The following is a 26,248-nucleotide window of genomic DNA, read 5'->3' on the forward strand; positions in this document are numbered from 1 at the left end:
TGTGGGTTCAATGAACCTTAGACGTTAATCGTCGAAGGTATGACGTGAGGACGGGTTAGATGCCCTGGTTCAACTTTTATCAAACTAAAAAAAAAGAGGATAGGGTGGTATTTATGAAAAAAGTGAGAAAAGCAATCATTCCTGCAGCTGGACTAGGTACACGATTTTTGCCAGCCACAAAAGCGATGCCCAAAGAAATGCTCCCTATTGTGGACAAACCAACCATACAGTATATCGTTGAGGAAGCCATTGCCTCTGGAATTGAAGACATCATCATCGTAACGGGTAAAGGGAAGCGGGCAATTGAAGATCATTTCGACAACGCTTTTGAATTGGAACATAACTTGCTGGAAAAAGGGAAACTGGGCTTGCTTGAAGAGGTCCGCAAATCTTCTAACGTGGATATCCACTACATAAGACAAAAAGAGGCCAAAGGACTTGGTCATGCTGTCTGGTGTGCACGTAACTTTATCGGTGACGAACCTTTTGCCGTGTTGCTCGGAGATGACATCGTCGTATCGGAAGTTCCATGCACCAAACAATTGATTGATCAATATGATCAGGTTCAACATTCCATTGTTGGCGTACAAACCGTACTTGCTGAACAAACAGACAGATACGGCATTGTAGACCCGCTTCAATCGGATGGCCGTTTGACAGAGGTTCTCAGGTTCGTAGAGAAACCTGCCCAAGGCACAGCGCCTTCCAACCTGGCGATTATGGGGAGATACGTACTGAGTCCAGAGATTTTCGAACATCTGGAGCAACAAGAGATTGGTCAAGGGGGAGAGATTCAATTAACAGATGCGATTCAGCGCTTAAATGAGACACAAGGAGTGTATGCTTACGATTTCGAGGGAGTACGTTATGACGTGGGCGAGAAACTGGGATTCATTTTGACAACCATCGACTTCGCTCTGCAAAAACAGGAACTTAGAATTCCAATGCTGCAAGCTCTGCAACAGATTCTGGAAAAAGAGTCGGTAGAACATGTAGCCGGGGGGGAGTTTGAATGAGTCCATCTCCCCAAACGAAGGAAGCGGAGATCGTTATGGACCCAAGTCTGGGGTACAATGCATCAACGATGTCAGGACAAAATGCGGATAAAGTGTATCTATTTATGAAAAGAATGCTCGATTTGCTGGGTTCTTTCATAGGTTTGATCATTTTGTGCCCCTTGTTTGCGGTCATCGGATTACTGATCAAAATTGAGGCCCCGCAGGGGTCTGTTTTTTTTCGTCAGGTACGGGTCGGACAGAATGGAAAAGAGTTTCATATGTACAAATTCAGGTCCATGGTTGCGAATGCAGAAGATCTGCTGGAACAGCTGATTGATCAGAATGAAGTGAACGGGAATATGTTCAAAATGAAAAATGATCCCCGCATTACCCGGATTGGCAAGTTCATTCGGAAAACCAGTCTGGATGAGCTGCCACAGTTGTGGAACGTGTTCAGAGGAGAGATGAGTCTCGTTGGACCCAGACCGGCTCTGCCCAGAGAAGTGAAGAACTACACTTCCTATGACAGACAACGTCTTCAGATGATCCCGGGATGTACGGGATTATGGCAAGTCAGCGGACGAAATAGTGTTGGTTTTGAGGAAATGGTGGAGCTGGATCTGACGTATGCCCGTGAGCGCAGCATGATGGTGGATATCAAAATTATCTTCAGAACGTTCAAGGTGCTGGTAGGTTCGAAGGATGCGTTTTGAAACACGATTCTGGCTTTGAGGTGGCATAGCAGATATGCAAAAGACCGGTATACTTGCTGCATTAAATATGAAGTCGTTTAATATCATTCTTTTTTCGCTGGTAATTGTCTTCGCAGCAATCTATCTTCCGCTAGTCTCGGTTGTTGCACTCATAGCTGTGATTCTGCTGGGTGTTTATATTAAACAGCCCAGCTGGATTTTTATGATTCTCATCGTAAGTTTTTCATTATCCATTGATAAAATATTTAGCATTCATCTGGCAGGACTGGATTCGCTGTCCTTCTACAAGCTGGCGATTCTGGGTTTTGTCGTCTCTCTTTTTCTACGCTTTGGTATTCGCAAAGAGTTGATATATCCTGCACTGGCGATTGGTTTTTTATTTGTGGAGAGTTATTTTCTATCTGATCTGCCCAGTAAGGTTAGTCCGCTCGATCCATTCAAGGCCTTTCTGGGAGTCATTGTTCCTTTTTTGTTGCTGATGCCCCATTTTTCAAGAGAGATCAGTCAACGAATTATACGTGTACTTGCATGGTTGCCGCTGTTCAGTCTTGCTGGTGGTTATATTCTGCAACTCGCCGGCATATTGTCCATTACTAACCTGGAGATGTCGGGAGTAACCCGGTTACAGGGTGCTAACATCGCCGCGCATCTGGCCATGTTGTGTTTTATCTCGATCTGCGTCTGTCTGATTCAGATCAAGCAAGGCCATCAGGTTGTTCTGTATTACATGCTTACCTTGACACATCTGGTCATTCTGGTACAGACGGGAACAAGGGGGCCACTTATTGCGCTTATACCGATTATTCTGGTCTATCTTTTTGATCAACTGAAAGCCTTCATCAAAGGCAGAGTCAGTGCCATTATTCCTCTCATTCTGTTTGTTGTCGCTGTGGCCTATATGGTGATTGCGCAGTGGGACAATTATGAGATGAGGTCAGAGAGCAAAGGCTTGTCGGGAAGGGATGTAGCCTGGAATTATTTTATTGGCAAAGCAAATGAGTATCCGATATTTGGACGTGGGCTCGGCTCAACTCTTGTAGCGAATGATGGAAGTATTTTTTCTGGCTTCGTCGTTCCGCATAATGAATACATTCGTTTTTATTACGATGGCGGGTTAGTTGGAGCCATTCTGTTGTTTCTATCGCTGCTGCTGGTGTTTCGGGCTGTTTACTTCCGATTGGGCGGCATGATCCGGTTGTATTTTGCCGGTATGATTATCGGTTTCCTGACCTATTCCTTTTTTGACAATACCCTGTCCACGGTTCATCTGATTGCTCCATTCTGTATCTTCCTGAACGCGTTATATGCTACGGGAAATGGAGTTCATTCCAAGTCAGAGGCTGAAGCAGAAGTGGATATACAGATACAGCGAGCCAAGGACGTATCCTTTTCAAAGGAGATTAGAACATGAAGGTCTGTTTGATCAGTTCTACAGGCGGCCATTTTGATGAATTAACCAAAATTATTCCTGCGGTTGAAGAACATGATTATTTCCTGATTACCGAGAAAAATAAAAGCAGAAAAGTAGATTCGTCTCAGGGCAAAGTATACTTCTTAATGCAGCAAGAGCGTAAAAACGCGATGTTCTTGCTAATCTTTGTGGCTAATATTATCAAATCGTTCTTTCTATATCTGCGTGAGCGTCCAAAGGTGATCATTACAACAGGGGCGGGAGCCACATACCCTTTTTGCCTCATTGGTAAAATCTTCGGTGCCAAGCTGATTTATATCGAAAGTTATGCCAAAATCTATTCCTCCAGCGCAACCGGGAGATTGATGTACAAAATCTCGGATGAGTTCTTCATTCAATGGGAAACGTTGCAGGATAGCTATCCCAATGCGAAGTACAGGGGGGCTTTATTTTGATATTTGCTATCGTTGGAACCCAGCGTTTTCCCTTCAATCGGATGTTTGAGCTTATTGATGAGGCGATTGAGGCAGGAATTATTGAAGAAGAGGTTGTTGCCCAATCCGGATATACCGAGTATCAGCCGCGGAATTTCACTGTGATTCCCTTCCTTACCCAGGAAGAGATGAATGAATATGTGGAGCGCAGCAGATGCATTATTTCTCATGCGGGTGTTGGCTCCATTACAAATTGTCTTGAACGTGGCAAGCCCGTTATTGTCATTCCACGCCGGAAAGAATGGGGCGAACATGTGGATGACCATCAGCTTGAGATCTCCAAAGTTTTTCAGGATAACGGCTATGTGGCCGTCGCGGAGAGTCGGGCTGAATTGCAAAAGTTGGTTCCTTGCATAGAAGAGCTGAAGTTCCAGCCTTATGTGAGAAAACAGTCTGATCTGATCTCATCCATTAAAAATTACGTGAATAGTCTGTAAGAGGTATGAAGATTAACCATGAAAAAAAGGAGTCTATCATGAAACCAAAAGTATTGGTTGTTGGATCATCCTTGAAGGATATGGGTGGAATTGTGAGTGTCATCAAAAACATTGAGGATTCCTCCATCTCGGAAATGTATGCCATGCAGCGGGTCGAAACGTATATCACGGGCAGCGTGTTCTCACGGCTGCTTATTTTTATACGGGGATTCATGCAATTCTGGATGAAGTTGTACACGTTCAAGCCGGATATCGTGCATATTCATATGGCAAACAACGGGAGCTTTTATCGGAAGTCTCTATTTCTGCTAACCGCACGAAAGTTGTTTCGAAAGTCAGTTATTCTGCATATTCATGCGGCCAGCTTTGATGATTTCTACAATCAATTTGCTCTGCAGCGCAAGTATTGTCACTACATTCTGAATCAGGCAGACAAGTTGATTGTCTTGTCCCAGACGTGGAAAGAATACTTTGCTACGATTGTGCCGGAGACAGCCATTGAGGTTCTTTATAACGGGGTCTTTGTCAAAGAACCGTTTGTAAGAGAACAACAAACAGCCGTTAATGCTCTCTTCATGGGCAGACTGGGTGAGCGAAAAGGAGTCTACGATCTGCTTCAGTCCATTCAGCAATTAAAGGAGCTGGGCGTTACAGCTACCTTTAATCTGGCAGGGGATGGCGAAGTCGAAGAAGTCAAAGCAATCGTGCAGCAGTATGGAATAGAGGATCGTGTCAATGTACTCGGCTGGATTAACGGAGAGCAAAAGGAAAAGCTGATGCGGGAAGCGGATCTACTGGTCCTGCCTTCTTATCATGAGGGATTACCTATGGCCATACTTGAAGCAATGAATTGTGGCTTGCCCATTATATCGACCACCGTCGGAGGCATCCCCGAAGTGATTACATCCGGTCATAATGGGCTGTTAATCGAGCCGGGAGATGTGCACGGGCTGACATCAGCGCTGGAATATCTCATCACGGATGAAGAGGTTAGAGCAAGAATGGGTTCACATAACAGAGAGATTATATCGGATAAGTTCGATATGAATCTTCTCGTGGGCAGATTATCAGGAATATATGATGCACTTCAAGTGAAGGTATCCTAGTGAACAGGAAAAGGTGATGAAATGAACCCCTTGGTATCTTGCATCATTACGACCCATAACCGGGCCGATTTATTGAAAAATGCGTTGAGAAGTGTACGTGAGCAAACACATCCGTATCTGGAGATTTTCATTGTGGATGATGGTTCAGAAGATCAGACGCCAGAGATCTGTCAGGCTTGGACCCGGGAAGATTCACGGATTCGGTACATCCGGGTTCCATATCCCAAAGGAGCCAACCATGCACGGAATGTAGGGATATCCCAAGCCAATGGCAAGTACATTGCCTTCCTGGATGATGATGATGAATGGCTACCTGACAAAATAAAAACCCAGGCGGAAGTGCTGGAACGAACAAAGGAATCATTCACCTTTTGCAGCAAGTATCTCGCATACACGAATGAGCAGCATCAGGTGGTCAAACGGAAATTGTCGGTGGAACCTCGCGATGTTATCCGGTATGAGGATCTGCTTACATTCAACTGGATTGGGGAAACGTCCAAAATCATGGTACTTACCTCACTGGCCCGTGAAGTTCGATTTGATGAAAATCTGACATCCGCTCAGGATTATGATTTTTATCTGCGTATATTGAAACGAGGTTACATCGCCGTGAATGTGAAAGAACCGCTGGTGGATATCAACATCCATAGTGGTCCACGAATTTCAACCTCTACAACGGCCAAGTACAAGGGCCAACGCAAGATTATTTTGAAATACTACAATGACATGTCCAAGGAACAGAAGCGCCGTCAGTTACACCATTATCGAATGCTCGAATGGTCGAGAAATACACTTCGCAATAACGTTTATTTGAAAAAAGCACTGTCGCTGTACCCTTGGTGGAAAGATTGGGTGCTGCTCAAGCGTAATACCAAAATTATGATGCAAGGATTTCTAAAGAGATTTCATGCAAGACGCGCAGTTGGTACGTATACAGAGGAACCTGTGCGAATGAAACTAAAGTAAGAGGTGCCTGGATGGAAAATCCGACGGTGTATATGCTGCCCAAGATGATTGAGAACAATAAATTCAATGAGCTGTTATCCGATTCCATTGAGAACAAGGGATGGGAAGTGAAACAGTTTACCAAAAGAGATCTAATCAAACTGAAAAAAAATGATGTGCTGCATTTTCATTGGCCCAGCTTCTATTACAGAGGTTCATCCCTGCTGACAACAGTGATCAAGTCCATTCTATATGTATTGATGATTTGTTTTGCACGCTTGCGAGGGGCCAAATTGTTCTGGACGGTGCACAACATCTGGCCACACAACAGCGGCAAGACGCGGTTTGATTATTGGATGAGAAAAATACTGGTCCAAAATTGCTCCAAGCTGATTGTCATGGGTAAACCCTTGATTTCTGAGATCTGTTCGACGTTTGGGATTGATTCCAGCCGGATCGAGGTTATTCCGCATGGACATTACAAGGGAGTGTATCAGGGGAAAGGTGTGAATATCCGCTCCCGGTTTGGCATCCCGGAGGATAGTTATGTGTATGCGTTCTTCGGTCAGGTGTCGCCGTACAAGGGCGTGGATGATTTGCTGGAGGCATTCAAGGATCTGGATTCCGAACAAGCCCATCTGTTGATTGCCGGTAAAAAGGTAAAGGACTACGATCTTGGAGATGAATTTCTCAAGAGTGGACATATTCATACCCATTTTCATTTCATCGAAGATGATGAATATTCGGACTATTTTGATGCAGTTGATTCTATCATTCTTCCATACAAGCAAATTGCAACTTCAGGCAGTGCAATTCTGGCATTGACCTTCTGTAAACCGGTGGTGGCACCACGGATTGGCTTGTTGGAGGAATACCTGCCGGAAGATTGTGCGGTACTCTACGAACCTTCGGATCCGGATGGATTGCTCAAGGCAATGAATATGATCCGGTTAAAACAATCGGAGTTTCAGGAAGGCAGTGGTTTTGTCAAAGCGTTGGAGCGGCTGGATTGGCCAGTGATTGCCCAAAGGACACTTACCCTGTACTCCAGTTAGTGCAGATGAACGAGTGGACCTAATTGAAAAATATGGGGATGAAATGATGAAGGTAACCGTCGCGATCTGTACGTATAACCGTGCACATGATGCGGTAGAGGCCATACGAAGTGCAATACAACAGAATTACGCAAGCAGCGACTATGAGATTATACTCATTGATAACAATTCAAAAGACAACACACGGGAAGTCGTGCTTCAAACCATCTTGCAGCATGAGAACCATTCGATCCGGTATGTGTTGGAAGAAAAGCAAGGCTTGTCTGTAGCCCGTAACCGGGCCATTCACGAGGCACGTGGCGAGTATATCCTGTTCCTTGACGATGATGCCTTTGCTTGCAGGGACTGGATTCACCAGATTGTTAGTGTGTTTGAGATGAATGAAAATATCGGTTGTGTCGGTGGCAAGATTGATCCGATCTGGGAAGTGCCTGAGCCAATGTGGATTCCACCGGAGAACAGGTCGCTGTTCACCATTCTGGATTTTGCAGATGAAGTCACTGAAATGAAAAGTCCCTATATTCCATTTGGTGCCAATGTGGCTTTTCGTTTATCTGTCTTTGATCAACTGGCTCCCTTCCGTGAAGATCTTGGAAGAGTGGGGAACAACCTCCTCTCCAGTGAAGAGAGTGAGTTAATTGCAAGAATACGGACAAAGTTCAAGGTATATTACACGCCGTATGGCGCGGTACAACATAAAGTAGCCAAAGAGCGAACGACAAAGAACTGGTTTCTACGCCGAATCTATTGGCAGGGTGTGAGTGATGCCATTCGTGATCAGGATCGTGGTGTTGTGCGTACGGCCAAACATGGCATCAAGCTTGCACAAGGGATCACAACCTCACTGATCTACATTTATAATGCAGATCGGTTCACACGTCAGCTTGCCAAAGTATGTTACCGAAACGGCATGATTGTTGGGTCGCTTCGTCAAAACAGTAAGGGATGAGGATCGCTATGGCGCAAGTTGCACTTCGCAAAGTATTCAGAGGAAACGGCTTAATGAGTGCCATATTTCAGACAAGTGGAACCAATCTGCTGGTCATGACACTGACGATGTTGTCTTCCATTTTGACGTCACGCATGTTCGGCGTAGAGGGAAAGGGTGCATTCTCGGCCATCCTGTTCTGGCCAGCGCTCTTAACCGGATTGGTCGGATTTGGACTACCCACTTCTATCATTTATAACATCAAACAGAGCGCAACCGAGAAGAGTGCGCAGTATGTTCGGTTAAGCTTTCTTTTTCAAGTTCCGGTGTGCATCATCATTGGCATTGTGGCCTGGTTTGGATTGCCTTTCTGGCTCTCCAGCTTTCCGCCGGAAGTAGTGCAGATATCCAGATGGTATACAATTGCTACCGTTCCTGTACTTATTGTCATCAATCTCATATCAGCCCTCTCGCAGAGTCGGGAGAAATTCGCTGTATATAATGGTATCCGGTTAATGATCCCCCTGTTTAATGTAGGCGGGCTTTTTGTGTTATGGGGCCTGGGGATGCTGAGCATTCAGCTCGCTGCTGCGATCTATTTTGTAACCAGCTTCTCCGTGGTGGCGTGGGCTATCTATGCCAACCGTAATGAATTGAGACTGAGATGGTTCAAGGATCGGGTGGACCAGAGTTCGGCCAAGAAGCTTTTTGGTTATGGCAGCAGGGTGTATGGTGTTGAATTGTTAGGAACGCTGTATACCCAGTTTGATAAAATCATTATTTTGGCTTTGCTCACCCCGCGTGATTTTGGACTGTATTCCGTCGTATTTGCGTTATCCCGAATCTACAATGCGGTTCAGACGGCGATTAGCAATGTTGTTTTTCCAAAAGTGACCGGATTGCCCCAAGAGCAGATTATTCGAACAGTTGGCAGAGCCTTCCGCATCTCGCTCATGGTCATGATGATCATTGTAATACCCACCATGTTTGTGGGGAACTACCTGATGGGTCTTCTGTTTGGCTCCGAATTTTTGGAAGCGAGCGTAGCATTTTATATTTTGGCTGTGGAATGCATCATTGGTGGTGGCTCCTGGATTCTGGCATCCGCATTTAATGCACTGGGTCGGCCTGGACTTGTGATGATCAGACAGCTCATTGCACTCTCGGTAACGGTGGCTTTGTTCTTTGTATTCACCCCGTTGTGGGGGCTCAACGGAATTGCGATTGCCTTATTGATCGGGTCCATTGTACGAATGGTGGTTACTGTGGCTGCGATGAAGATTGTATTTAAGGTGAAGTTTGCCGCCATGTTCTATGACAAGGAAGATCTGACGTTTCTCTATGAACGGTTAAATAAAAAAAGAAGAAGAGTCACCCAAGGAGGAGATGGAGATGCTGGGCACTAACAATATTCATCCAATGGAAGAGTTGAAGGGACATTTACGTCAGATTTTGAAGGTCATTCCACCGCGTACCGAAATCTATTATTTGGATTACCCGGTGCATAGCAATGGCGGCGACTTGTTGATTATGAAAGGTACTGAGGCTTTCTTCCGGGACAATGATATTCATGTACGTGCCAGATACAGCATTCTGGATTGCCCTTTATCCCTCAAGGTTCCGGAAGGTATCACGATTGTGTTGCACGGGGGGGGTAACTTTGGTGATCTGTACCCTGCCCATCAGAAATTGAGAGAGCGCATGATTGCCCAGCATCCGAATCACCGGATTGTCATTCTGCCACAGACGATGTTTTATAAGAGTGATATTGAATTGAAAAAGACAGCCCAAGTATTCAATCGTCATAAGGATGTACACTTTTTTGTCCGGGATACCTTATCTTATGAGATAGCCAGTAAAGAATTTCAACAAACCAATGTGTATCTATCTCCGGATATGGCGCATCAGTTGTGGCCTCTTAAGTCCAAGAGCAAGCCTACCGCAGAGATGTTGTATTTCTTCCGGAAAGACATTGAGAAAACTCAGAATCAGGTGCATTACGAATCCGTCAGTGGACCTAAGGCCACGTTTAAAGACTGGGAGACATTGTACAACCGGGTAGACCGGAAGGTCATTCGTATGATTACGTCCCGGTTAAAGTCAGGGAAAGGCAGCTCTTTCGCCCGCTGGTTGTGGTACAAATACTCTGATCGGATGGTACATACGGCCATTAAGGAATTCAATCAATACCAAACCATCACGACATCCCGTCTGCATGGACATATTCTGGCCTGTCTCCTGGATCAACCGAACATCCTGCTAGATAATTCATACGGCAAAAACTCGAATTATTATGCAGCTTGGACCAAGAGCAATCCGGCAGGTAGACTGGAATCCAATCAGACCAGCACATATAACAAGCCAACCGAGACCGGCAAGGGAGCAAGTACGGTTGTGCTGTCGGATGGTGCGGCCCTATGAGAAGTATTCTGTTATCCGGTGGTTCTGGCAAGCGTCTCTGGCCGTTATCCAACGATTCCAGATCCAAGCAATTTCTTAAAGTTCTTCATGGGCCAGAGGGAAATCCGGAATCCATGGTACAGCGGGTATGGCGACAGCTGAATTATGCCGGACTTGCATCAGAGGCACTTATTGCGACCAGTTTGCCACAGGTGGAGATTCTGACTTCTCAGCTGGGAGACGATGTGAGACTGGTTGTGGAGCCCGAGCGCAGAGATACGTTTCCTGCGATTGCGCTGGCAGCCTCCTATCTGTATTCCGTAGAGAGTGTGAGTCTGAATGAGACAATTGCAGTGTTGCCTGTAGATCCCTTTGTAGAAAAAGAATTTTTCGAAGTGCTGGCAACCTTACCGGAGATGCTTGATAAGTCTGGTGCTGATCTGGCCTTGATGGGAGTTGTGCCGACGCACCCGTCAGAGAAGTACGGATACATCATTCCGCAATCCCAATCTTCCAGTGAAAATAACAATGAATACGTGAATGTAGCGAAGTTCCAGGAGAAACCCTGCGAATCCGATGCGGTCCTCATGATTGAGCAGGCCGCATTATGGAATTGCGGGGTTTTTGCTTTTAAGCTGGGTTATTTGATTAATCTGCTCATTGAGATGGAACTGCCGATCCAGTATGACGAAATGCTGAAGCAATACGGAAGATTGAACAAGATCAGTTTTGATTACCAGGTTGTCGAGAGAGCCAATCAGATTATCGCTATTCCGTATAACGGTTTCTGGAAAGATCTAGGCACGTGGAACACACTCACGGAAGAGATGGGAAGCTCGGTTGTAGGAAAAGGGTGGATTACGGGAGATTCCCTGAATACTCATCTGGTCAATGAATTGAACATTCCGGTTGCCATATTGGGCTTGTCGGATGTGGTGGTCGCCGTGAGTCCGGATGGCATTCTCGTCAGTGACAAAGAGGCCAGCCCACGGATCAAGGAAATCTTGAAGAATGAGGATCAACGCCCCATGTATGAGGAGCGTAGGTGGGGTTGCTACCGGGTTCTGGATTACACAAGAAACGAAGCTGGCGGCGAGGTTCTCACCAAACGCATCTGCATCAGTGCCGGGAAAAACCTGAGTTATCAATACCATTTGCTTCGCAATGAGGTATGGACGGTTGTATCGGGAACTGGGGAATTGATTCTGAATGGGCAGAGCCGAATGATCGGGCAAGGAGATACGGTGATCATTGACCGGAGTATGCTTCATTCCGTCAGAGCCGTTACGGAACTGGAGATCATTGAGGTACAGATCGGCAGTCAGCTGATTGAGGAAGATATCGTTAGAGTGTCTACCGAATGGCAGGACATTGTTCAGACATATGTGAAGCACGCGTAACCAACACATTAGAACATGGGGGAGATTATGGAATGAATATTACGGTGATTGGCACAGGGTATGTGGGTTTGGTATCGGGCGTATGTTTTTCGGAACTGGGAAATAACGTGATCTGTGTCGACAACAATGTGGAAAAAGTGAATATGTTAATGGACGGCCATGTTCCGATCTATGAACCGGGTCTGAAGGATATCATGAATGCCAATATGAAAGCAGGAAGGCTGTCCTTCACCACCAATATTCAGGATGCTATCAGTCGTTCGGATATCATCATTATCGCAGTGGGTACGCCATCCCTGCCTAATGGCGAAGCAAATCTGAGCTTTATTGAGCTTGTCGCGCGAGAAATAGGTTCTTATATGGATAATTATAAAATAATAATGACTAAAAGCACTGTTCCTGTCGGAACTAACGATCGTATTCAGGAATGGATCAGCAGTTTGACGAATCATCCATTCGACATGGCATCGGTACCAGAGTTCCTGCGAGAAGGTACCGCTGTCCAGGATACGCTCTATCCTGACCGGATAGTCATTGGGACACATAGTGAGCGGGCAGTCGCCACGTTGAAAGAGCTGCATCAGCCATTAACCGATCAGATTATTGTTACGGATATTCGCTCGGCCGAAATGATTAAATATGCATCCAACGCTTTCCTGGCAACCAAGATCTCATTTATCAACGAAATCTCTAACATCTGTGAAAAAGTAGGAGCAGATGTCAGCCGTGTTGCCGAAGGCATGGGCTATGACAGACGAATCGGTGCCTCCTTTCTCAAGGCAGGCATTGGTTACGGAGGTTCCTGTTTCCCTAAGGATACACAAGCTCTGATTCAAATTGCAGGTAATGTGGATTATGACTTCAAACTGCTGAAGTCCGTGGTGGAAGTGAACAAAGATCAACGCTTCAACATCATTCGTAAACTGGAAGATGCACTAGGCTCACTCGAAGGGAAGGAGATTGCCATCTGGGGGCTTGCTTTCAAACCAGATACCGATGACGTTCGTGATGCTCCGGCGATTGAGATCATTCAACGTTTGCTTGAGCAGGGAGCGGTGATTCGGGCATATGACCCCATCGCTACCGAGAACTTCCGCAAAGAGGTGGATTCCCCATCCATTACGTGGGAAGAGCGTGCCATGAAAGCGGCGGAAGGTGCTGATGCACTCTGTGTTCTGACGGAATGGAAAGAGTTCATGGAGGTTAATCTGACTGATTTGGCAGCGCATATGAATCAACCCATCCTGATTGATGGAAGAAACATCTACGGAGAAGATCAGATTAAAGATACGTCCTTTCAATACTACTCCGTTGGTCGTCCAGGTCTAACCAATATCGATGGAAGAAAAACGGCAGTCATCTGACGGAGGCCATAACATGAGACGCGGGATCAAAATAACATTAGGTGCCATTTCCCTTGTTGCAGTTGTCATGATTGGATATTCTGTGTATCTGTATTCGCATGTTAAATCAGCGGCGGATCAAATGTATGAACCCCGGGAACCCATCAAGCAGGTATCTATTGTAGACCAGCGGGGTGGGGGAGATTTCCCTGTGGACATGGAGAATGAAGAACCTTTTAATGCTTTGATTCTGGGTGTGGATGAACGTTCCAATGATCGGGGGCGCTCCGACACCATGATTGTATTAAGTGTTAATCCTGCGAAAAAATCCGCACTTATGTTTAACATTCCCCGAGATACCAGAACGAATATTGTTGGTCACGGCACGGAGGATAAGATCAACCATGCCTATGCTTTTGGGGGCGTTAACATGTCTGTGCAGACCGTGGAACAATTGCTCAACGTTCCCATACATTACTACATGAAAGTGAATATGGAGGGCTTTGCACAAGTCATCGACATGGTGGGTGGAGTGGATGTGAATAACCCGTTTGCATTTGACTATGAGGGTTACCGGTTCGAGCAAGGGAATATTCATCTGGATGGTGAAGCTGCTTTGGGATTTTCGCGGATGCGTTATGATGATCCGAAGGGAGATCTCGGGCGGAATGACCGCCAGCGGGAGATCATCAAACAAGTGCTGAAGAATACGGTTCAGGTATCCAACGTATTGCAACTGGAGACGTTGCTGGACGAAGTCAGTGCTCACGTCAGAACCGACGTTACCTTTGATGAGATGAAGCAGATGTTCTCCAATTATCGTTCGGTACTGGATCATATTGAATCCGTTGAGATTAAAGGCACGGGCAAGAAAATAGACGGAGTGTATTACTATATCGTGGAACAATCGGAACGAGACAGGATACATCAGATGATTGAAGAACATTCAAAATGATCGGATAGGGCGGTGAACCAGATGCGTATCTCCAGGCTAATGAAATTGTCCCTGATTGTGCTACTAATGTATATGCTCATGATACCGGCAAGTACAAATTATGTTCAATCAGCTCAAAACTATCAATGGAATAATATACCTATTGGTGGTGGGGGGTACGTTACAGGGGTGGTTATCCATCCGACTGAGCCTGATCTGGTTTACGCTCGAACTGACGTTGGAGGAGTATATCGGTTGGATACAGCTTCAGGAGATTGGGTTCCACTACTGGATCATTTTGGAGATGAGGACAGCAATCTGTACGGCGTGGATGGAATTGCGCTGGATCAGCAAAACCCTAATGTCGTGTATATCGCTGCTGGGAAGTACGGTAACGTGGGGCCGAGTGATATTCTGAAATCCACAGATCGGGGAGAGACCTGGACTCGAACCGGACTTAATCTTCGGAATGAATCAAATGGAAATATCCATCGAGCCATGGGAGAGAGCATCGCGGTTAATCCCACGAACTCCAATTACCTGCATGTGGGTACACGATATGATGGATTGTACACTTCCAGTGATGGTGCAGCCACATGGAGCAAGGTATGGGATGTACCTAGCGGACTGTCCGGTGAGGGAATTCGGAGTGTAGCTTATGGATTGAATCCCGTGACGAAGCAAGGTCAAGTTGTGTATGCGGGGGTTCGCGGCATTGGTGTGTACAGCAAAGCACCAAGAAGCAATGGGCAGACCACTTGGCAACTTACCGGGAGAAGTCCCGAATATCCTGCACGTATGACTGTGGCGAAGAACGGGACGTTGTATGTGACCACGGATAATCAGGGCGTCTACAAGTTCAATGGTGTGCAGTGGACAAATATAACACCCAGCTCCAGTTACTCATCTTATTATGGAATCACGATTGATCCCAATAATGATAATCACATCCTGGCAGCCGTTCGAACAGGCGGAGATAATCTGCCACTGTATCGTTCCGTTAATGGCGGACAGAGTTGGACAACAGTGAGCAAAACGCTGGTATCCAAACCGTCCTGGTGGACACCCAACATGTTTTTCTCAGCCACATCCAGTATCAAGTTTGATCCACATAATCCGGGCACCGTATACGCTACAGACTGGTTTGGCGTGTACAAGACGGAAAATATCAATGGTACCACTGGATTGACTGGCAATACAGCGAGTACTTGGGAAGCCATTACCGATGGTCATGAAGAAGTTGTCGCACTCACGGCATCCACACCACCTCAGGGTGTTTCATTCTTTAGTGGTTTAACGGATCAAGTCGGATTTAGACATGAAAATGTAACCGATGTTCCTCTTAATAAAATCCCGCTCGCAGGTATGCGAGAAATTGTGAGTATTGACTATCACGAGGCAAATCCGAATTACATGATATTTCTGGGAAGCAGTGACTGGTATGGTACCACCACACGTTTATTTGTCTCTTCCAATAACGGAGTTACAGTAACTCCAATGAATGTTCCGGCTGGCTCCAAACTGGGGAGGGTCGCCTATTCAGCCATTAATCCAAATGTAATTGTTTATTACCCCCAGACCGGTAATCCGGTCAGAAGCACGAATCGTGGTGCAACATGGCAAAATATGAATGGTGCCCCTTTTCAGGCCATCGGGGGGAATATGGTCTTTGCCTATAATCATCCACTGGCTGCGGATCGCATCAATGGATATAAATTTTATATGTATGCTGCTGGTTATCTGTATCGGTCTACGGATGCAGGTGCCAACTGGTCCAAAGCGAATACGGTTCGTCTTCCGATTAATACGGATATCAATACAAGCTTCATTAAAGTCGAGGCTGCACCTGGCGTGGCGAATAATGTATGGGTGAGTCTGGGAACCGATGGATTATATGCATCAACGAATTCAGGAAATACATTTTCCAAGATCCAGGGTGTGCAGAATTCCAAATTATTTGCCTTTGGTAAAGCTCAGCCCGGCAGATTGGTTCCAGCTGTCTATGTATATGGCACCGTAAATAACGTGCATGGATTCTTCCGTTCCGATGATATGGGGATAACCTGGAACAATATAGGTCCTTTAGGTAATGGAATCGGGCTGGGCAATGAACCGCAAATTATGGCGGCAGACCGTCAAATCTATGGTCAGGTATATGTAGGTACAAATGGCAGAGGCATGTATGTTGGATCAATAGAATAACGAGAGAGATATGAAAGTGGTGAAGATCAAAATGATGGAGGAGGGTTCCGGGCGCACGAGACAAAAGCATGTACGAAGAACGTACGGATTTCTCATTGCTCTGCTGTTGATTGTGATCTGGATTCTGGTCATCTGGTCCATGTCCACGCAATCCTCTCAACAGCAAGACATTCAGCCCTGGCTTCATAAATGGTCTCAAAAATTGCACATCGGTTTTACACTTCCCGATGTGCAATTCACTTACGGGGAGTATGAGTATTCGCTGAAGCAGCGGCCGTATGATTTTGCAGAGTTCATCTTTCGCAAGAGTGCGCACTTATTTGTATACGCTGTGCTCGCCGTGCTTGTGTACGGCGGGCTGCGGTACAGAAGAACATCCCTTGTGACCAGTATCGTTTCTGCTCTGGCTGTGGTGTTTGTTATAGCCTCCATTGATGAGTATATTCAGCAGTTCAGCCCGGACCGGACAAGCTCGATACGTGATGTTGGAGTAGACTTGCTCGGCGGCTGCTGTGGGATTGCCATATATGCAGGACTTCAGTCCATGATACGAAGGATCAGAAAAGGAAAGCGTACTTCCATTCACAGCGAGTGATTTCCCAGGAAATTAGATGTATCGTTCAACTTCTACTTGTCTGCTATCCATCATAAGTATGGAGTAGGACAAGGAGGACTGGACATGCTGCGAAGAAGGAACCGGAATGCTTTGCTCAAAAAGATCGGCTTCATCGCGATCATTGTATTATTGCTGTGGTTGATTGCCAGAACCATTCCGTATTTGTTTCAGGCAGATACATCGGATGAAGCTGCTGCTGTTGCCGAAGAGTTTTACAAATATGAGCAGACAGGTGACTTCGGCAGTTCGTGGGAACTCTTTCATCCCCTGATGAAAGAGCGGTTTCCCAAGAGTGCTTACGTACAGAACAGAGCACATATATTTATGCAGCATTTTGGCGTGGAAACGTTTGAGCTGGAGATGGAGAAGCCAGAGCGCGAGTTCGATGTAACCGTGATTGATGGCGTTAAGCCATTTTCTGAAGCCTACAGAATCCGGGTCACGCAGAAGTACTCAGGTACCTTTGGCCAATTCGATATTGTGCAGACCTGTTATCTGGTAGAGGATGGCGATGAGTGGACCTTACTCTGGTATTATCCAAATCAGAAAAATGAGGATACCTCGCAGGTCGACAAAAGTGACTGATCAGGAAATAGTATTAACCCATACATTGAACCGAATTGTATCATTTACCTAACATGAGGCTCCATAAATGCGAGACTTTTGTCGCATTTTTGGAGCTTTTTTTGTGTTTTGCTTGTTTTTATAGCTTTAAAGCCTTGACATTAGTCCCGGTGTCAAGTAAATTACGAGATAGATACAAAATGTATCAATTTTCAGCGTCTAACGACAAATAACAAGGACTTCTAAGCTCCTTGTGAGGGGAAGGAATATCATTGATCGAAACGGGCCGCTTTTACTGTGTCAGTTGTGGGATGATTGTGTCGGTCACTAGAAGCTCTGTCGAAATGAAGGAAGAGGGCAATGGAGGCAATCACGTATTTCGCACCGGATTCTACCGGAGTGAAATGCCGCTTGGATGCTGTGAAGCGTGTGTAGTTGAAGCGAAACGTCAGGGGAAATCCCAGTTTGCGGGACAATATACTAAAGATTATGATACACTATGTTCATATGAGAAACGGGCATGAATGATGTGCTCGTCCATGAAGGAGGGGATTGAATGCAGCAGGAGCCGGTCGTCCGGATTCAGGGCGTCAGCAAGATCATATCCTCCCGATCATTGGTCAGCGACCTGACTCTGGATATTTCTCCGGGGCAGGTTTTTGGTTTTTTAGGACCCAATGGCGCGGGAAAAACAACAACTATTCGAATGATGGTTGGACTGATGTCCATCAGTAAAGGTGATATTTTCATCTCGGGACACAGTGTAAAGAATGAATTTGAGCAGGCGGTAGCCCAGGTAGGAGCTATTGTGGAAAATCCGGAAATGTACAAGTTTCTGACCGGGTACCAAAATCTCGTTCACTTTGCCCGCATGTCGCCGGGAGTTACGAAGGAACGTATTGCGGAAACAATTGAGCGTGTGGGGCTCACAGCCCGTATTCACGATAAGGTCAAAACCTATTCACTTGGCATGCGCCAGCGTCTGGGGGTCGCGCAAGCGATATTACATAAACCGAAGCTGCTTGTACTGGATGAGCCGACCAATGGTTTGGACCCACAGGGTATACGGGAACTGAGAGATTATTTGCGTCAGCTCACCCAAGAGGAAGGCATTACGGTCTTTGTATCCAGTCATTTATTGTCGGAGATGGAGCTGATGTGTGATACGGTGGCCATCATCCAGAATGGCAAGTTGATTGATGTAAGAAACCTTCGGGCTGAAGCCGGTTCGGATGCATTAATCGAAGTTGCTTTTGAGCTGAATGATGCAGACCGTGCTGCGGATCTGATTCAGGGTGCTGTCGTACAGGGCAATGTCCTGGTGATGCGGGTGTCTCGTGAGCAGATTCCGGATATCAATGCCAAGCTGGTTAGCGAAGGGTTTCAGGTGTACGGTATTCGTAACGTGACTCACACCCTGGAAGAACAATTCTTGCAAGTCACTGGGGGTGGAGGCATTGGGTAGTTTTGGTAATCTGATATTGAACGAGAATATGAAAATTTTCCGTCGTCCCCGTACCTGGATCATGTTATCAATTCTGGCGCTGATCTCGCTATTAATGCCAGTGTTACTGCGAGAAGGCATGGGGTCCAATGAAGTTTTGTACTGGGAAGCGGCTGTAACGACCATCCAGGTTACATTTTTCCTGAACACGATCTTTTGTGTCGTGATTGCAGCGGAATCGGTCGCAGGCGAATTTACTTGGGGAACCATTAAGCTATTGCTGATCCGTCCATGGTCACGAAGCAAAGTTCTTGCTTCCAAATATCTGACCGTCGTTGGCTTCAGTATTGTCAGTACATTGTTGGTCATCGCGATGGCCATGCTGATGTCTTATATCCTTTTCTCCCATGATGCTCCGGGAGGAAGCGGTAGTCCGGCTACGAATGCTCTGACGTTATGGGGATATTTGTACGTTGATCTGTTCATTACGCTTGCGATTGCCTTTATGGTGTCCTCCGTATTTCGTTCAGGTGCACTTGCGATTGGATTATCTCTGTTCATTATGTTCTCACAGAGTATCTTCTCACTCATATTCAATCCGGTCCGTTATGAGTGGGCCAAGTATGTTCTATTCAACAACATGGATCTTAGCAAATACATGACCTCTGGGGCAGATTTTGCGCTAATGGGTGGTCCGAGTGCAGGAATGACACTGGGTTTCTCCATTGCAGTTCTGGCGGTGTATTACGTTATTTTCATGGTGATTTCCTGGGTTGTATTCAGCAAAAGAGATGTGGCAGGCTAACGCCTGCTTCTTTTTTTTGCTCCAATGTTTGTTTTGGAAAGAAAATAAGTGTATATTCAGCATCGCCTGTGGCATGACTGTCATTTAAGGGTACTTAGTATCATAAGTAAATGACTAGATATACATATGAACGCCGCAGACACTTTGGCAGAGCAGCGCATGGAGGGATCACGTTTCTTGATAAATAACAAGTTCTACCGCATATGTACAGCGATTATTCTGCTGCTGCTCATCGTGTATCTGGGGGAAAAAGTGAACTTTATTTTCAGCCCCCTGACCTCACTGATTCACATCATCATCATTCCGCTGCTGATTGCTGGTTTCTTCTATTATCTGCTGCGCCCGCTTGTCGATTATATGGAAAGGCATAAGATCAAACGTGCATTGTCAGTTCTGATTATTTATGTCGTAATTGCACTAATACTTGCAGGTTTTAGTGTGCTTGTATGGCCTTCCCTGCGTGAACAATTGATGAATTTCGTAGAGAATGCTCCAGCGTTGGTTACTTCACTCAGCGATCAGTTGAATGCACTTGAAAAGAGCAATGTTGTATCCAGATACCTGCCTGATGATTCCAATCTATTCTCACGTTTATCCGATGTTCTGAGTCAAGGGATCACTCAGGTAACCAATTATGTCTCCGGGTTATTCTCCGTGGTATCCAATCTGGTTATTATTCTGGCAACGTTCCCGATCATGTTGTATTACATGCTCAAGGAAGGCAGCAAGTTTGGAACGAATCTGACCTTATTGTTGCCAAGACATTATCGGAAGGATGGGGAAGAAACCGTCCATGAGATTGATGAAGCACTAAGTAACTATATTGTTGGCCGGGTTATTGTTAATGTAGCCTTGGGGATTCTGATGTACATCGGTTTTCTCATCTTAGGTTTGCCTTACGCATTGCTGCTGACGGTTGTATCCATTATTCTGAACTTCATCCCTTATGTGGGTGCTTTGCTGGCAGCTATTCCGGTTGTCATTGTTGCGTTTATCGAATCACCTTCGATGGCGATCTGGTCACTGGTCATCATTGTAATCGCACAGCAAATTCAGGATAACCTGATCTCACCGTATGTCTATGGCAAACAGCTCGATATTCATCCACTGACTACCGTTATCCTTTTGCTCGTGGGTGCTGACTTGGGAAATATCTTGGGTATGATCATCGTGATTCCCCTATATATGATTCTGAAAATTATAGTTCGCAAAATCCATTATCGAATTGTCGAAGATAAGACTGAAACTTAAATGGAATTTGAAATACAACGCTATCATGTGTGCCACTACTAATGTCTGTTATTGAATCACATCGATAAGCTCATCAGGATAAGCCGCATATCAATGGTGAAGGGGCAAGCAAGTTTGCCCTCGCCATTGATATGCGGCTTTTTTTCATACATATTGTTCACTCGTGTTATATCTGTTATACTTGATATATAACAGATAACAAAAGAAGGTGAACCCTTGATTATTCAACTGGATATGCAATCCGAACTTCCCATCTATTCACAACTTGTTTATCAAATTATTGAAGGTATTGCTAGTGGTGAGTTACAGCTAGGTGAGGCGTTACCTTCGGTTCGGAATTTGGCCGCAGATATCGGTGTTAACCTTCACACCGTCAATAAGGCTTATACACTACTCAAGCAAGATGGATACATTTTGGTTCATAGACAAAAGGGAGTTGTAGTGAACCCTGATGGAATGCCTGGTTTAACGGATGATTTTTTGAAAAAGCAGCAAAGAGAATTAAGACCGATTATTGCGGAAGCGATCTGTCGAGGAATGACCAAAGAAGAATTATCTGCGGTGTTAGACCAAATGTATGATGATGTGAAGATGGGTCACAACAAAGAATAATGGAATCAAGGGAGTGTGTTATGTATGCAGCTATTTAGTATATTACCTATCATTTTAATCTTTGCTCCATTAGCCTTACTTCTATCTTTTACACCATATCTGACAAGGGAAACCATTAGCTTCGGGGTTACGGTAAGTCAATATAATTACTATACACCCATCTTACGTAAGCTAAGAAGTACGTTTGCTACAGTAAGTCTGATCGGAAACGGGATGATTATACTTGTCTGTCTGTATTTTCTCCGATCTGCTAATGAAGATGCTACCGCAATGATTACCGGTGTTAGCACAATGATATTTATTGTGTACTGGACAGCGCTACACATCTTATTTCATTTCAAGATGAAAAAGATAAAAGGAACACTTACAACTGTAGAAGCACCTCAAAGAGTTAAAATCGATACCACCTTTCGCCAAAATAAACTCACCTATTCCAACTATTGGTTTCTCATTCACATGGCTATTATTGTTGCCATTGCGATCATTTCGATCCTGAATTATAAGGCACTACCTAACGTCATTCCAATAAAATATGATCTTCAAGGCCATGTCACTTCCAGTGTGCCTAAAACTTACCTCTCGGTACTGGCTATTAATCTTGTACAGCTAGGAATCATTGCACTTATGATGTTGGTTAACTGGAGTATTAAATCAAGTAAACAACAGCTTACTACGTCTAATCCGGGCCAATTTGCTACTGAAAATATTCAATTCCGCCGTAAATGGTCCCTATTTACGCTTGTAACAGGATTACTTCTTACCATCTTATTTGCCTTTATTCAGATCAATATGTTCGTCCCTAATCTGGTCTTGTTAACAGCTATTAGCTTCATCACTCCTGTGGTGATCGTGTTAGGTGTTGTATGGCTGTCTCTCACAGGCAGACAAGGCGGTGGCAAAATTCGTAATCAACAAGAGGATCACGAACGATCTAAGGAGCAGCCTGTGAATGACGATGATCATTGGAAGCTTGGGTTTATTTACTTCAATGCCAATGATCCTTCTTTAACCATAGAAAAGCGTTATGGAATAGGCTGGACAATTAACTTCGCTCGTCCACTATCTTGGGTCCTGTTGTTATTCATCATTGCTATTGTTGTTATAAGCATAGTCCTGAGCCAATAAATGCTCATAATGCTATGCATATAATAGATGAAATTAATTATTAGGAGGAGTTATTACAATGAACAATTGGAAAAAGCTATTACTTTCTCTTACTTTCGTAGGTCTCATCCTTCCGGTAACATCCATCTCAGAAGCTGCTGAAAAATCCGCTGGTAGTGAAAATCTTGTTCCTATTCGTGAGATTGCAGAAAAGAATGGGGCAGAGGTATCTTGGCAACAAAAGACAGGAGAAATCACAATACGAAAAAGTGAGCTTACGATTGTAGTTAAGGTAGGAGAGAAACAGGCGATGGTGAATGGGCAAGCCATATCCTTAGACAATCCTGTTCAGTTAACGAAAGGAACTACCTATATGGATGGGGCATTTCTTTCCGAGACGCTGAAGGCAGCACCTGAGGATATATTCATTTCCCTTATTAGTGAGGGCGATGGCAAGGAGGCTGCCAAGTATGTTCATACCTCTGTGAGTGGAGTGTTGTCACCCACGTTGTTGAGTCAGCTGTGGGGAGCTTTAGAAGGACAAAATGGCAATATTACAAGTGAAGCCATAGCTAAGCATGTAGAAAATAATACAGTGCATCGCAATGTTACCTATACGTTCAAAACAGAGCTAACTCGTTTAAATATTACGGTCAGAATGAATCATAACGGACTTGTGGATGATTTGCATATTGCCGCCGCTACGCCAGATGTGTATCAAAAACCAAGCTACGACGACCCATCTACCTATACAGAACAAGACATTACGGTTGGTCAGGGTGATTTAGCTTTGCCAGGGACATTAACTTTGCCCAAGGGAGAGGGACCTTTCCCGGTTGTCATTCTGGTACACGGATCTGGGCCTAGCAATCAAGATGCTGCCATTGGTGGTGCAAAGCCGTTTCGCGATCTTGCGGTAGGTTTAGCTTCACAAGGAGTTGCTGTATTAAGATACGATAAAGTTACGTATGAGCATACCTATAAGGTGGCTTCACAGCCTAAATTCACATTAAAACAAGAGAGCGTAGATCAGGTAAACGATGCATTGGAATTGCTTAAAAAGAATGCACATATTGATTCTACAGCGATTTTTGTAGCTGGACATAGTCAAGGCGGGTTTGCAATGCCATTAATCATTGCTGAGGATAAACAACATGATATTGCAGGAAGTATTCTACTTGCTGCACCAAGTAGTAGCTTTGCGGATGTGCTTACCGAGCAGCAGGACGAATTAGTAGAGCGGATGAAGCAGCTTGGTTTAGACACGGATGTCATTCAAGGGCAAGCTGATTTTTATAAAAATGTGGCTGCGATGGTTAAAGATCCAAAATATTCTGTAGATCATCTTCCTGAGGCGTTTCCACTTCAACCTGCTTATTGGTGGTTTGAGCAGAGAGATTATGTGCCTGCGGAACTGGCTAAAACACAAAATACACCTATGCTTGTTATACAAGGCGAAAACGATGTGCAAGTGTCTATGAATCAATTCCAAACCTGGAAATCGTCTCTCCAAGGTCATTCCAATGTAACGTACAATAGCTATCCAAAGGTAAATCATCTTTTATCCAGCTATGATGGACTTTCTATCGGTCAAGAGTACGCTGAGCCATCTAATGTCTCCAAAGCCATTATCGATGATATTGCGAAGTGGGTATTAAAATCAAACTAAAAATGGGAGTTCCATTCTTGGGTTGAATGATAACTTGGAGAAGTGACGGATAGGGCGAGATATAATAAGAAGAGGAGCAATTACCAAAATAGGCAAGTGCTCCTCTTCTTATTTATAAATTTGCTTTATTTAGACCAATTGGACTCTTTCTCGTCTTCATCAGTATAATCAGACATGGTCAGTGGTTCCTTGGGAACAACGGCCACTTTGTAGAACCGATTCTTGTCTTTTTCCAGCAAAACAAAGATTAGATTCTCGAACTCATATTCTTCCTGTTCGTTCATCTCGGGACGATGGCTGTAGAGCCATCCACCAATGGTGTCCCACTCATCTGCATCCAGGCTGGACATAAACATGTCGTTCACCTTCGATAAGGAAACCTTGCCATCCATAATGACATAGTTCTCATTGATGACTTGAATATCTTCCACTTCGTCTGCGTCGAACTCGTCGCGAATCTCACCAACAATCTGCTCAAGCACATCCTCGATGGTTACAATTCCGGAAGTTCCTCCATATTCGTCGACAAGTACGGCGATATGTACGCCATCCTTCTGCATTTTCTTGAGCAAGTCCTTCACAGGAGTTGTTTCGTGAACAGCCGATACAGGCTGAATCAGGGAGGATAGATCAACAGGTTCATCGTTTCCGTAAAGTTCCAGGAAGAATTGTTTCGTATTAATGATACCGATGATATCGTCTTTACTCTCATTCACTACTGGAAAACGTGTATATTGTTCTTCACGGATGATCTCCAGGTTTTCCTCGTTTGTTCTATTCACATAAAGGCAGACCATATCGGTCCGGGGTACCATGATTTCTTTGGCTAACATCTCATCAAAAGCAAAAATCCGGCTTACATAACCGAATTCGGCTTGGTTGATTTTACCACTTTCAAAGCTTTCATTAATGATGATCTGCAACTCTTCTTCGGAGTGTGCATCTTCATGTTCAGAAGCAGGTTTGATTCCGAACAGTTTCACCAGTTGGTTCGCTGAGCCGTTTAACAGCCAGATAAAAGGATACATAATTCGGTTAAACCAGATGATAGGTGTAGACGTTAGCAGTGCAACAGTCTCGGCTTTCCGGATTGCAATCGTTTTTGGAGCGAGTTCACCAACCACAACATGCAGATACGTGATGGAAGCAAACGCGATAACAAACGATAAGAATGAAGAAACCGCCTCAGGAATTTGCAAGCTTTCGAACACAGGGTGGAGAATCTTCTCTACCGTTGGTTCACCCAGCCAGCCCAGTCCCAGAGATGTGATCGTGATTCCAAGCTGGCAGGCAGACAAATATCCGTCCAGATTGGCAACGGCTTGTTTAACAGCCAGCGCACGCTTGTTTCCTTCTGCAATCATTTGATCGATCCGGCTCGGACGAACCCGTACCAGAGCGAATTCCACTGCGACAAAAAACGCCGAAAGTCCTATCAAAAAAGCAACCAATACTAAATTTAACGCATACCTCTCACTGTCCATTCACTGCTCTTCTCCTTTAGGTAATAAGTTTTTAACGATTATTATATCTAATTTTACGTAAGAAGACCACCTCCAGACAAAGAAATGAGGAAGAGTCTGGAAGGTGAAATGAGCAGATTGGCGTCACAATGCGAATCTGCTCCATCATTAAACTGATATGTAGAAGGTAACACAGTCAGAATATACAATGAACGAAGTACAAATTTGAATTTCCAGAATCAAGTATTCCGTCTGCTTATGTAAAGTTTTATCTAAGCAAACGTTACGAATAGGGGGTACATTGGGTATCTATGATTAGCTGTATACATAATCGTCAAAGATGTGTAGGTGAGA

25 protein-coding genes are annotated in these 26,248 nt (G+C 44.8%); 24 read left to right on the forward strand and 1 reads right to left on the reverse strand.

The window, feature by feature from the left end; all coding sequences use genetic code 11:
- Positions 1-113 precede the first annotated feature (113 nt).
- The 24 genes from galU to V6668_RS06750 all read left to right on the forward strand — a co-directional run bounded on the left by galU (position 114) and on the right by V6668_RS06750 (position 24,431).
- Entirely contained in the window at positions 114-1,016 is a 903-nt protein-coding gene (gene galU / locus V6668_RS06635; protein WP_036611572.1) for a UTP--glucose-1-phosphate uridylyltransferase GalU, read from the forward strand.
- Entirely contained in the window at positions 1,013-1,711 is a 699-nt protein-coding gene (locus V6668_RS06640; RefSeq protein WP_036668903.1) for a sugar transferase, read from the forward strand. Before galU ends, V6668_RS06640 begins: the two co-directional genes overlap by 4 nt.
- Positions 1,712-1,745: 34 nt before the next feature.
- Positions 1,746-3,122: an O-antigen ligase family protein gene (locus V6668_RS06645; RefSeq protein WP_338707984.1), complete on the forward strand. Its 1,377-nt coding sequence runs from the start codon at positions 1,746-1,748 to the stop codon at positions 3,120-3,122.
- Positions 3,119-3,577 carry a PssD/Cps14F family polysaccharide biosynthesis glycosyltransferase gene (gene pssD / locus V6668_RS06650; RefSeq protein ID WP_091033847.1) on the forward strand — a complete coding sequence of 153 codons (459 nt, stop codon included), beginning with the start codon at positions 3,119-3,121 and terminating at the stop codon, positions 3,575-3,577. Before V6668_RS06645 ends, pssD begins: the two co-directional genes overlap by 4 nt.
- A complete protein-coding gene (gene pssE / locus V6668_RS06655; RefSeq protein ID WP_036668909.1) occupies positions 3,574-4,053 on the forward strand; it encodes a PssE/Cps14G family polysaccharide biosynthesis glycosyltransferase in 480 nt (159 codons plus the stop codon). Before pssD ends, pssE begins: the two co-directional genes overlap by 4 nt.
- 38 nt (positions 4,054-4,091) lie before the next feature.
- Positions 4,092-5,159 (forward strand): glycosyltransferase family 4 protein, encoded by a 1,068-nt coding sequence (locus V6668_RS06660; RefSeq protein WP_338707985.1) that lies wholly within the window; start codon positions 4,092-4,094, stop codon positions 5,157-5,159.
- Between the two features lie 21 nt (positions 5,160-5,180).
- Positions 5,181-6,125 carry a glycosyltransferase family 2 protein gene (locus V6668_RS06665; protein ID WP_338707986.1) on the forward strand — a complete coding sequence of 315 codons (945 nt, stop codon included), beginning with the start codon at positions 5,181-5,183 and terminating at the stop codon, positions 6,123-6,125.
- An 11-nt stretch (positions 6,126-6,136) separates the two neighbouring features.
- On the forward strand, positions 6,137-7,159 hold the full coding sequence (locus tag V6668_RS06670; RefSeq protein ID WP_338707987.1) for a glycosyltransferase: 1,023 nt from the start codon (positions 6,137-6,139) through the stop codon (positions 7,157-7,159).
- Positions 7,160-7,202: 43 nt separating this feature from the next.
- Positions 7,203-8,108, forward strand: a complete 906-nt coding sequence (locus V6668_RS06675; protein WP_338707988.1) for a glycosyltransferase — start codon at positions 7,203-7,205, stop codon at positions 8,106-8,108.
- A gap of 8 nt (positions 8,109-8,116) precedes the next feature.
- Positions 8,117-9,493 (forward strand): lipopolysaccharide biosynthesis protein, encoded by a 1,377-nt coding sequence (locus V6668_RS06680; protein ID WP_036668918.1) that lies wholly within the window; start codon positions 8,117-8,119, stop codon positions 9,491-9,493.
- A complete protein-coding gene (locus V6668_RS06685; RefSeq protein WP_338707989.1) occupies positions 9,480-10,508 on the forward strand; it encodes a polysaccharide pyruvyl transferase family protein in 1,029 nt (342 codons plus the stop codon). Before V6668_RS06680 ends, V6668_RS06685 begins: the two co-directional genes overlap by 14 nt.
- Complete coding sequence (locus V6668_RS06690; protein ID WP_338707990.1) at positions 10,505-11,887, forward strand: sugar phosphate nucleotidyltransferase; 1,383 nt, start codon at positions 10,505-10,507, stop codon at positions 11,885-11,887. The genes V6668_RS06685 and V6668_RS06690 overlap by 4 nt, the downstream gene beginning before the upstream one ends.
- 32 nt (positions 11,888-11,919) lie before the next feature.
- Complete coding sequence (locus tag V6668_RS06695; protein ID WP_036611311.1) at positions 11,920-13,251, forward strand: UDP-glucose dehydrogenase family protein; 1,332 nt, start codon at positions 11,920-11,922, stop codon at positions 13,249-13,251.
- A gap of 13 nt (positions 13,252-13,264) precedes the next feature.
- Entirely contained in the window at positions 13,265-14,185 is a 921-nt protein-coding gene (locus V6668_RS06700) for an LCP family protein (RefSeq protein WP_036668922.1), read from the forward strand.
- 21 nt (positions 14,186-14,206) lie between these two features.
- Complete coding sequence (locus V6668_RS06705; RefSeq protein WP_338707991.1) at positions 14,207-16,366, forward strand: hypothetical protein; 2,160 nt, start codon at positions 14,207-14,209, stop codon at positions 16,364-16,366.
- Between the two features lie 10 nt (positions 16,367-16,376).
- Positions 16,377-16,961 carry a VanZ family protein gene (locus V6668_RS06710; protein ID WP_253506283.1) on the forward strand — a complete coding sequence of 195 codons (585 nt, stop codon included), beginning with the start codon at positions 16,377-16,379 and terminating at the stop codon, positions 16,959-16,961.
- An 84-nt stretch (positions 16,962-17,045) separates the two neighbouring features.
- Positions 17,046-17,567 (forward strand): hypothetical protein, encoded by a 522-nt coding sequence (locus V6668_RS06715; protein ID WP_338707992.1) that lies wholly within the window; start codon positions 17,046-17,048, stop codon positions 17,565-17,567.
- Between the two features lie 323 nt (positions 17,568-17,890).
- Positions 17,891-18,070 carry a hypothetical protein gene (locus V6668_RS06720; RefSeq protein WP_036611302.1) on the forward strand — a complete coding sequence of 60 codons (180 nt, stop codon included), beginning with the start codon at positions 17,891-17,893 and terminating at the stop codon, positions 18,068-18,070.
- 32 nt (positions 18,071-18,102) lie between these two features.
- Positions 18,103-19,011: an ABC transporter ATP-binding protein gene (locus V6668_RS06725; protein ID WP_036611301.1), complete on the forward strand. Its 909-nt coding sequence runs from the start codon at positions 18,103-18,105 to the stop codon at positions 19,009-19,011.
- Positions 19,004-19,795, forward strand: coding sequence for an ABC transporter permease (locus tag V6668_RS06730; RefSeq protein ID WP_076319075.1), 792 nt, complete (start codon positions 19,004-19,006; stop codon positions 19,793-19,795). The genes V6668_RS06725 and V6668_RS06730 overlap by 8 nt, the downstream gene beginning before the upstream one ends.
- 177 nt (positions 19,796-19,972) lie before the next feature.
- Complete coding sequence (locus V6668_RS06735; RefSeq protein ID WP_081745953.1) at positions 19,973-21,046, forward strand: AI-2E family transporter; 1,074 nt, start codon at positions 19,973-19,975, stop codon at positions 21,044-21,046.
- Between the two features lie 216 nt (positions 21,047-21,262).
- A complete protein-coding gene (locus V6668_RS06740; RefSeq protein ID WP_036611299.1) occupies positions 21,263-21,658 on the forward strand; it encodes a GntR family transcriptional regulator in 396 nt (131 codons plus the stop codon).
- A gap of 24 nt (positions 21,659-21,682) precedes the next feature.
- Entirely contained in the window at positions 21,683-22,783 is a 1,101-nt protein-coding gene (locus V6668_RS06745; RefSeq protein ID WP_338707993.1) for a DUF1648 domain-containing protein, read from the forward strand.
- Positions 22,784-22,841: 58 nt separating this feature from the next.
- Complete coding sequence (locus V6668_RS06750) at positions 22,842-24,431, forward strand: stalk domain-containing protein (RefSeq protein WP_338707994.1); 1,590 nt, start codon at positions 22,842-22,844, stop codon at positions 24,429-24,431.
- Positions 24,432-24,556: 125 nt separating this feature from the next.
- Here the strand turns inward: V6668_RS06750 and V6668_RS06755 are convergent, their stop codons facing one another.
- Positions 24,557-25,915 (reverse strand): hemolysin family protein, encoded by a 1,359-nt coding sequence (locus tag V6668_RS06755; protein WP_253506293.1) that lies wholly within the window; start codon positions 25,913-25,915, stop codon positions 24,557-24,559.
- Positions 25,916-26,248 lie beyond the last annotated feature (333 nt).

Origin of the sequence: Paenibacillus amylolyticus (assembly GCF_036894225.1) — a bacterium.
Classification (GTDB): domain Bacteria; phylum Bacillota; class Bacilli; order Paenibacillales; family Paenibacillaceae; genus Paenibacillus; species Paenibacillus amylolyticus.

Coding starts and splice junctions, on each gene's coding strand:
- V6668_RS06695 (WP_036611311.1), top strand. CDS start 11,920: ATGAATATTACGGTGATTGGCACAGGGTATGTGGGTTTGGTATCGGGC.
- pssD (WP_091033847.1), top strand. CDS start 3,119: ATGAAGGTCTGTTTGATCAGTTCTACAGGCGGCCATTTTGATGAATTA.
- V6668_RS06660 (WP_338707985.1), top strand. CDS start 4,092: ATGAAACCAAAAGTATTGGTTGTTGGATCATCCTTGAAGGATATGGGT.
- V6668_RS06715 (WP_338707992.1), top strand. CDS start 17,046: ATGCTGCGAAGAAGGAACCGGAATGCTTTGCTCAAAAAGATCGGCTTC.
- V6668_RS06665 (WP_338707986.1), top strand. CDS start 5,181: ATGAACCCCTTGGTATCTTGCATCATTACGACCCATAACCGGGCCGAT.
- V6668_RS06675 (WP_338707988.1), top strand. CDS start 7,203: ATGATGAAGGTAACCGTCGCGATCTGTACGTATAACCGTGCACATGAT.
- V6668_RS06690 (WP_338707990.1), top strand. CDS start 10,505: ATGAGAAGTATTCTGTTATCCGGTGGTTCTGGCAAGCGTCTCTGGCCG.
- V6668_RS06640 (WP_036668903.1), top strand. CDS start 1,013: ATGAGTCCATCTCCCCAAACGAAGGAAGCGGAGATCGTTATGGACCCA.
- V6668_RS06745 (WP_338707993.1), top strand. CDS start 21,683: ATGCAGCTATTTAGTATATTACCTATCATTTTAATCTTTGCTCCATTA.
- galU (WP_036611572.1), top strand. CDS start 114: ATGAAAAAAGTGAGAAAAGCAATCATTCCTGCAGCTGGACTAGGTACA.
- V6668_RS06755 (WP_253506293.1), bottom strand. CDS start 25,915: ATGGACAGTGAGAGGTATGCGTTAAATTTAGTATTGGTTGCTTTTTTG.
- V6668_RS06680 (WP_036668918.1), top strand. CDS start 8,117: ATGGCGCAAGTTGCACTTCGCAAAGTATTCAGAGGAAACGGCTTAATG.
- V6668_RS06720 (WP_036611302.1), top strand. CDS start 17,891: ATGAAGGAAGAGGGCAATGGAGGCAATCACGTATTTCGCACCGGATTC.
- V6668_RS06645 (WP_338707984.1), top strand. CDS start 1,746: ATGCAAAAGACCGGTATACTTGCTGCATTAAATATGAAGTCGTTTAAT.
- V6668_RS06685 (WP_338707989.1), top strand. CDS start 9,480: ATGCTGGGCACTAACAATATTCATCCAATGGAAGAGTTGAAGGGACAT.
- V6668_RS06725 (WP_036611301.1), top strand. CDS start 18,103: ATGCAGCAGGAGCCGGTCGTCCGGATTCAGGGCGTCAGCAAGATCATA.
- V6668_RS06705 (WP_338707991.1), top strand. CDS start 14,207: ATGCGTATCTCCAGGCTAATGAAATTGTCCCTGATTGTGCTACTAATG.
- V6668_RS06750 (WP_338707994.1), top strand. CDS start 22,842: ATGAACAATTGGAAAAAGCTATTACTTTCTCTTACTTTCGTAGGTCTC.
- V6668_RS06700 (WP_036668922.1), top strand. CDS start 13,265: ATGAGACGCGGGATCAAAATAACATTAGGTGCCATTTCCCTTGTTGCA.
- V6668_RS06710 (WP_253506283.1), top strand. CDS start 16,377: ATGAAAGTGGTGAAGATCAAAATGATGGAGGAGGGTTCCGGGCGCACG.
- V6668_RS06670 (WP_338707987.1), top strand. CDS start 6,137: ATGGAAAATCCGACGGTGTATATGCTGCCCAAGATGATTGAGAACAAT.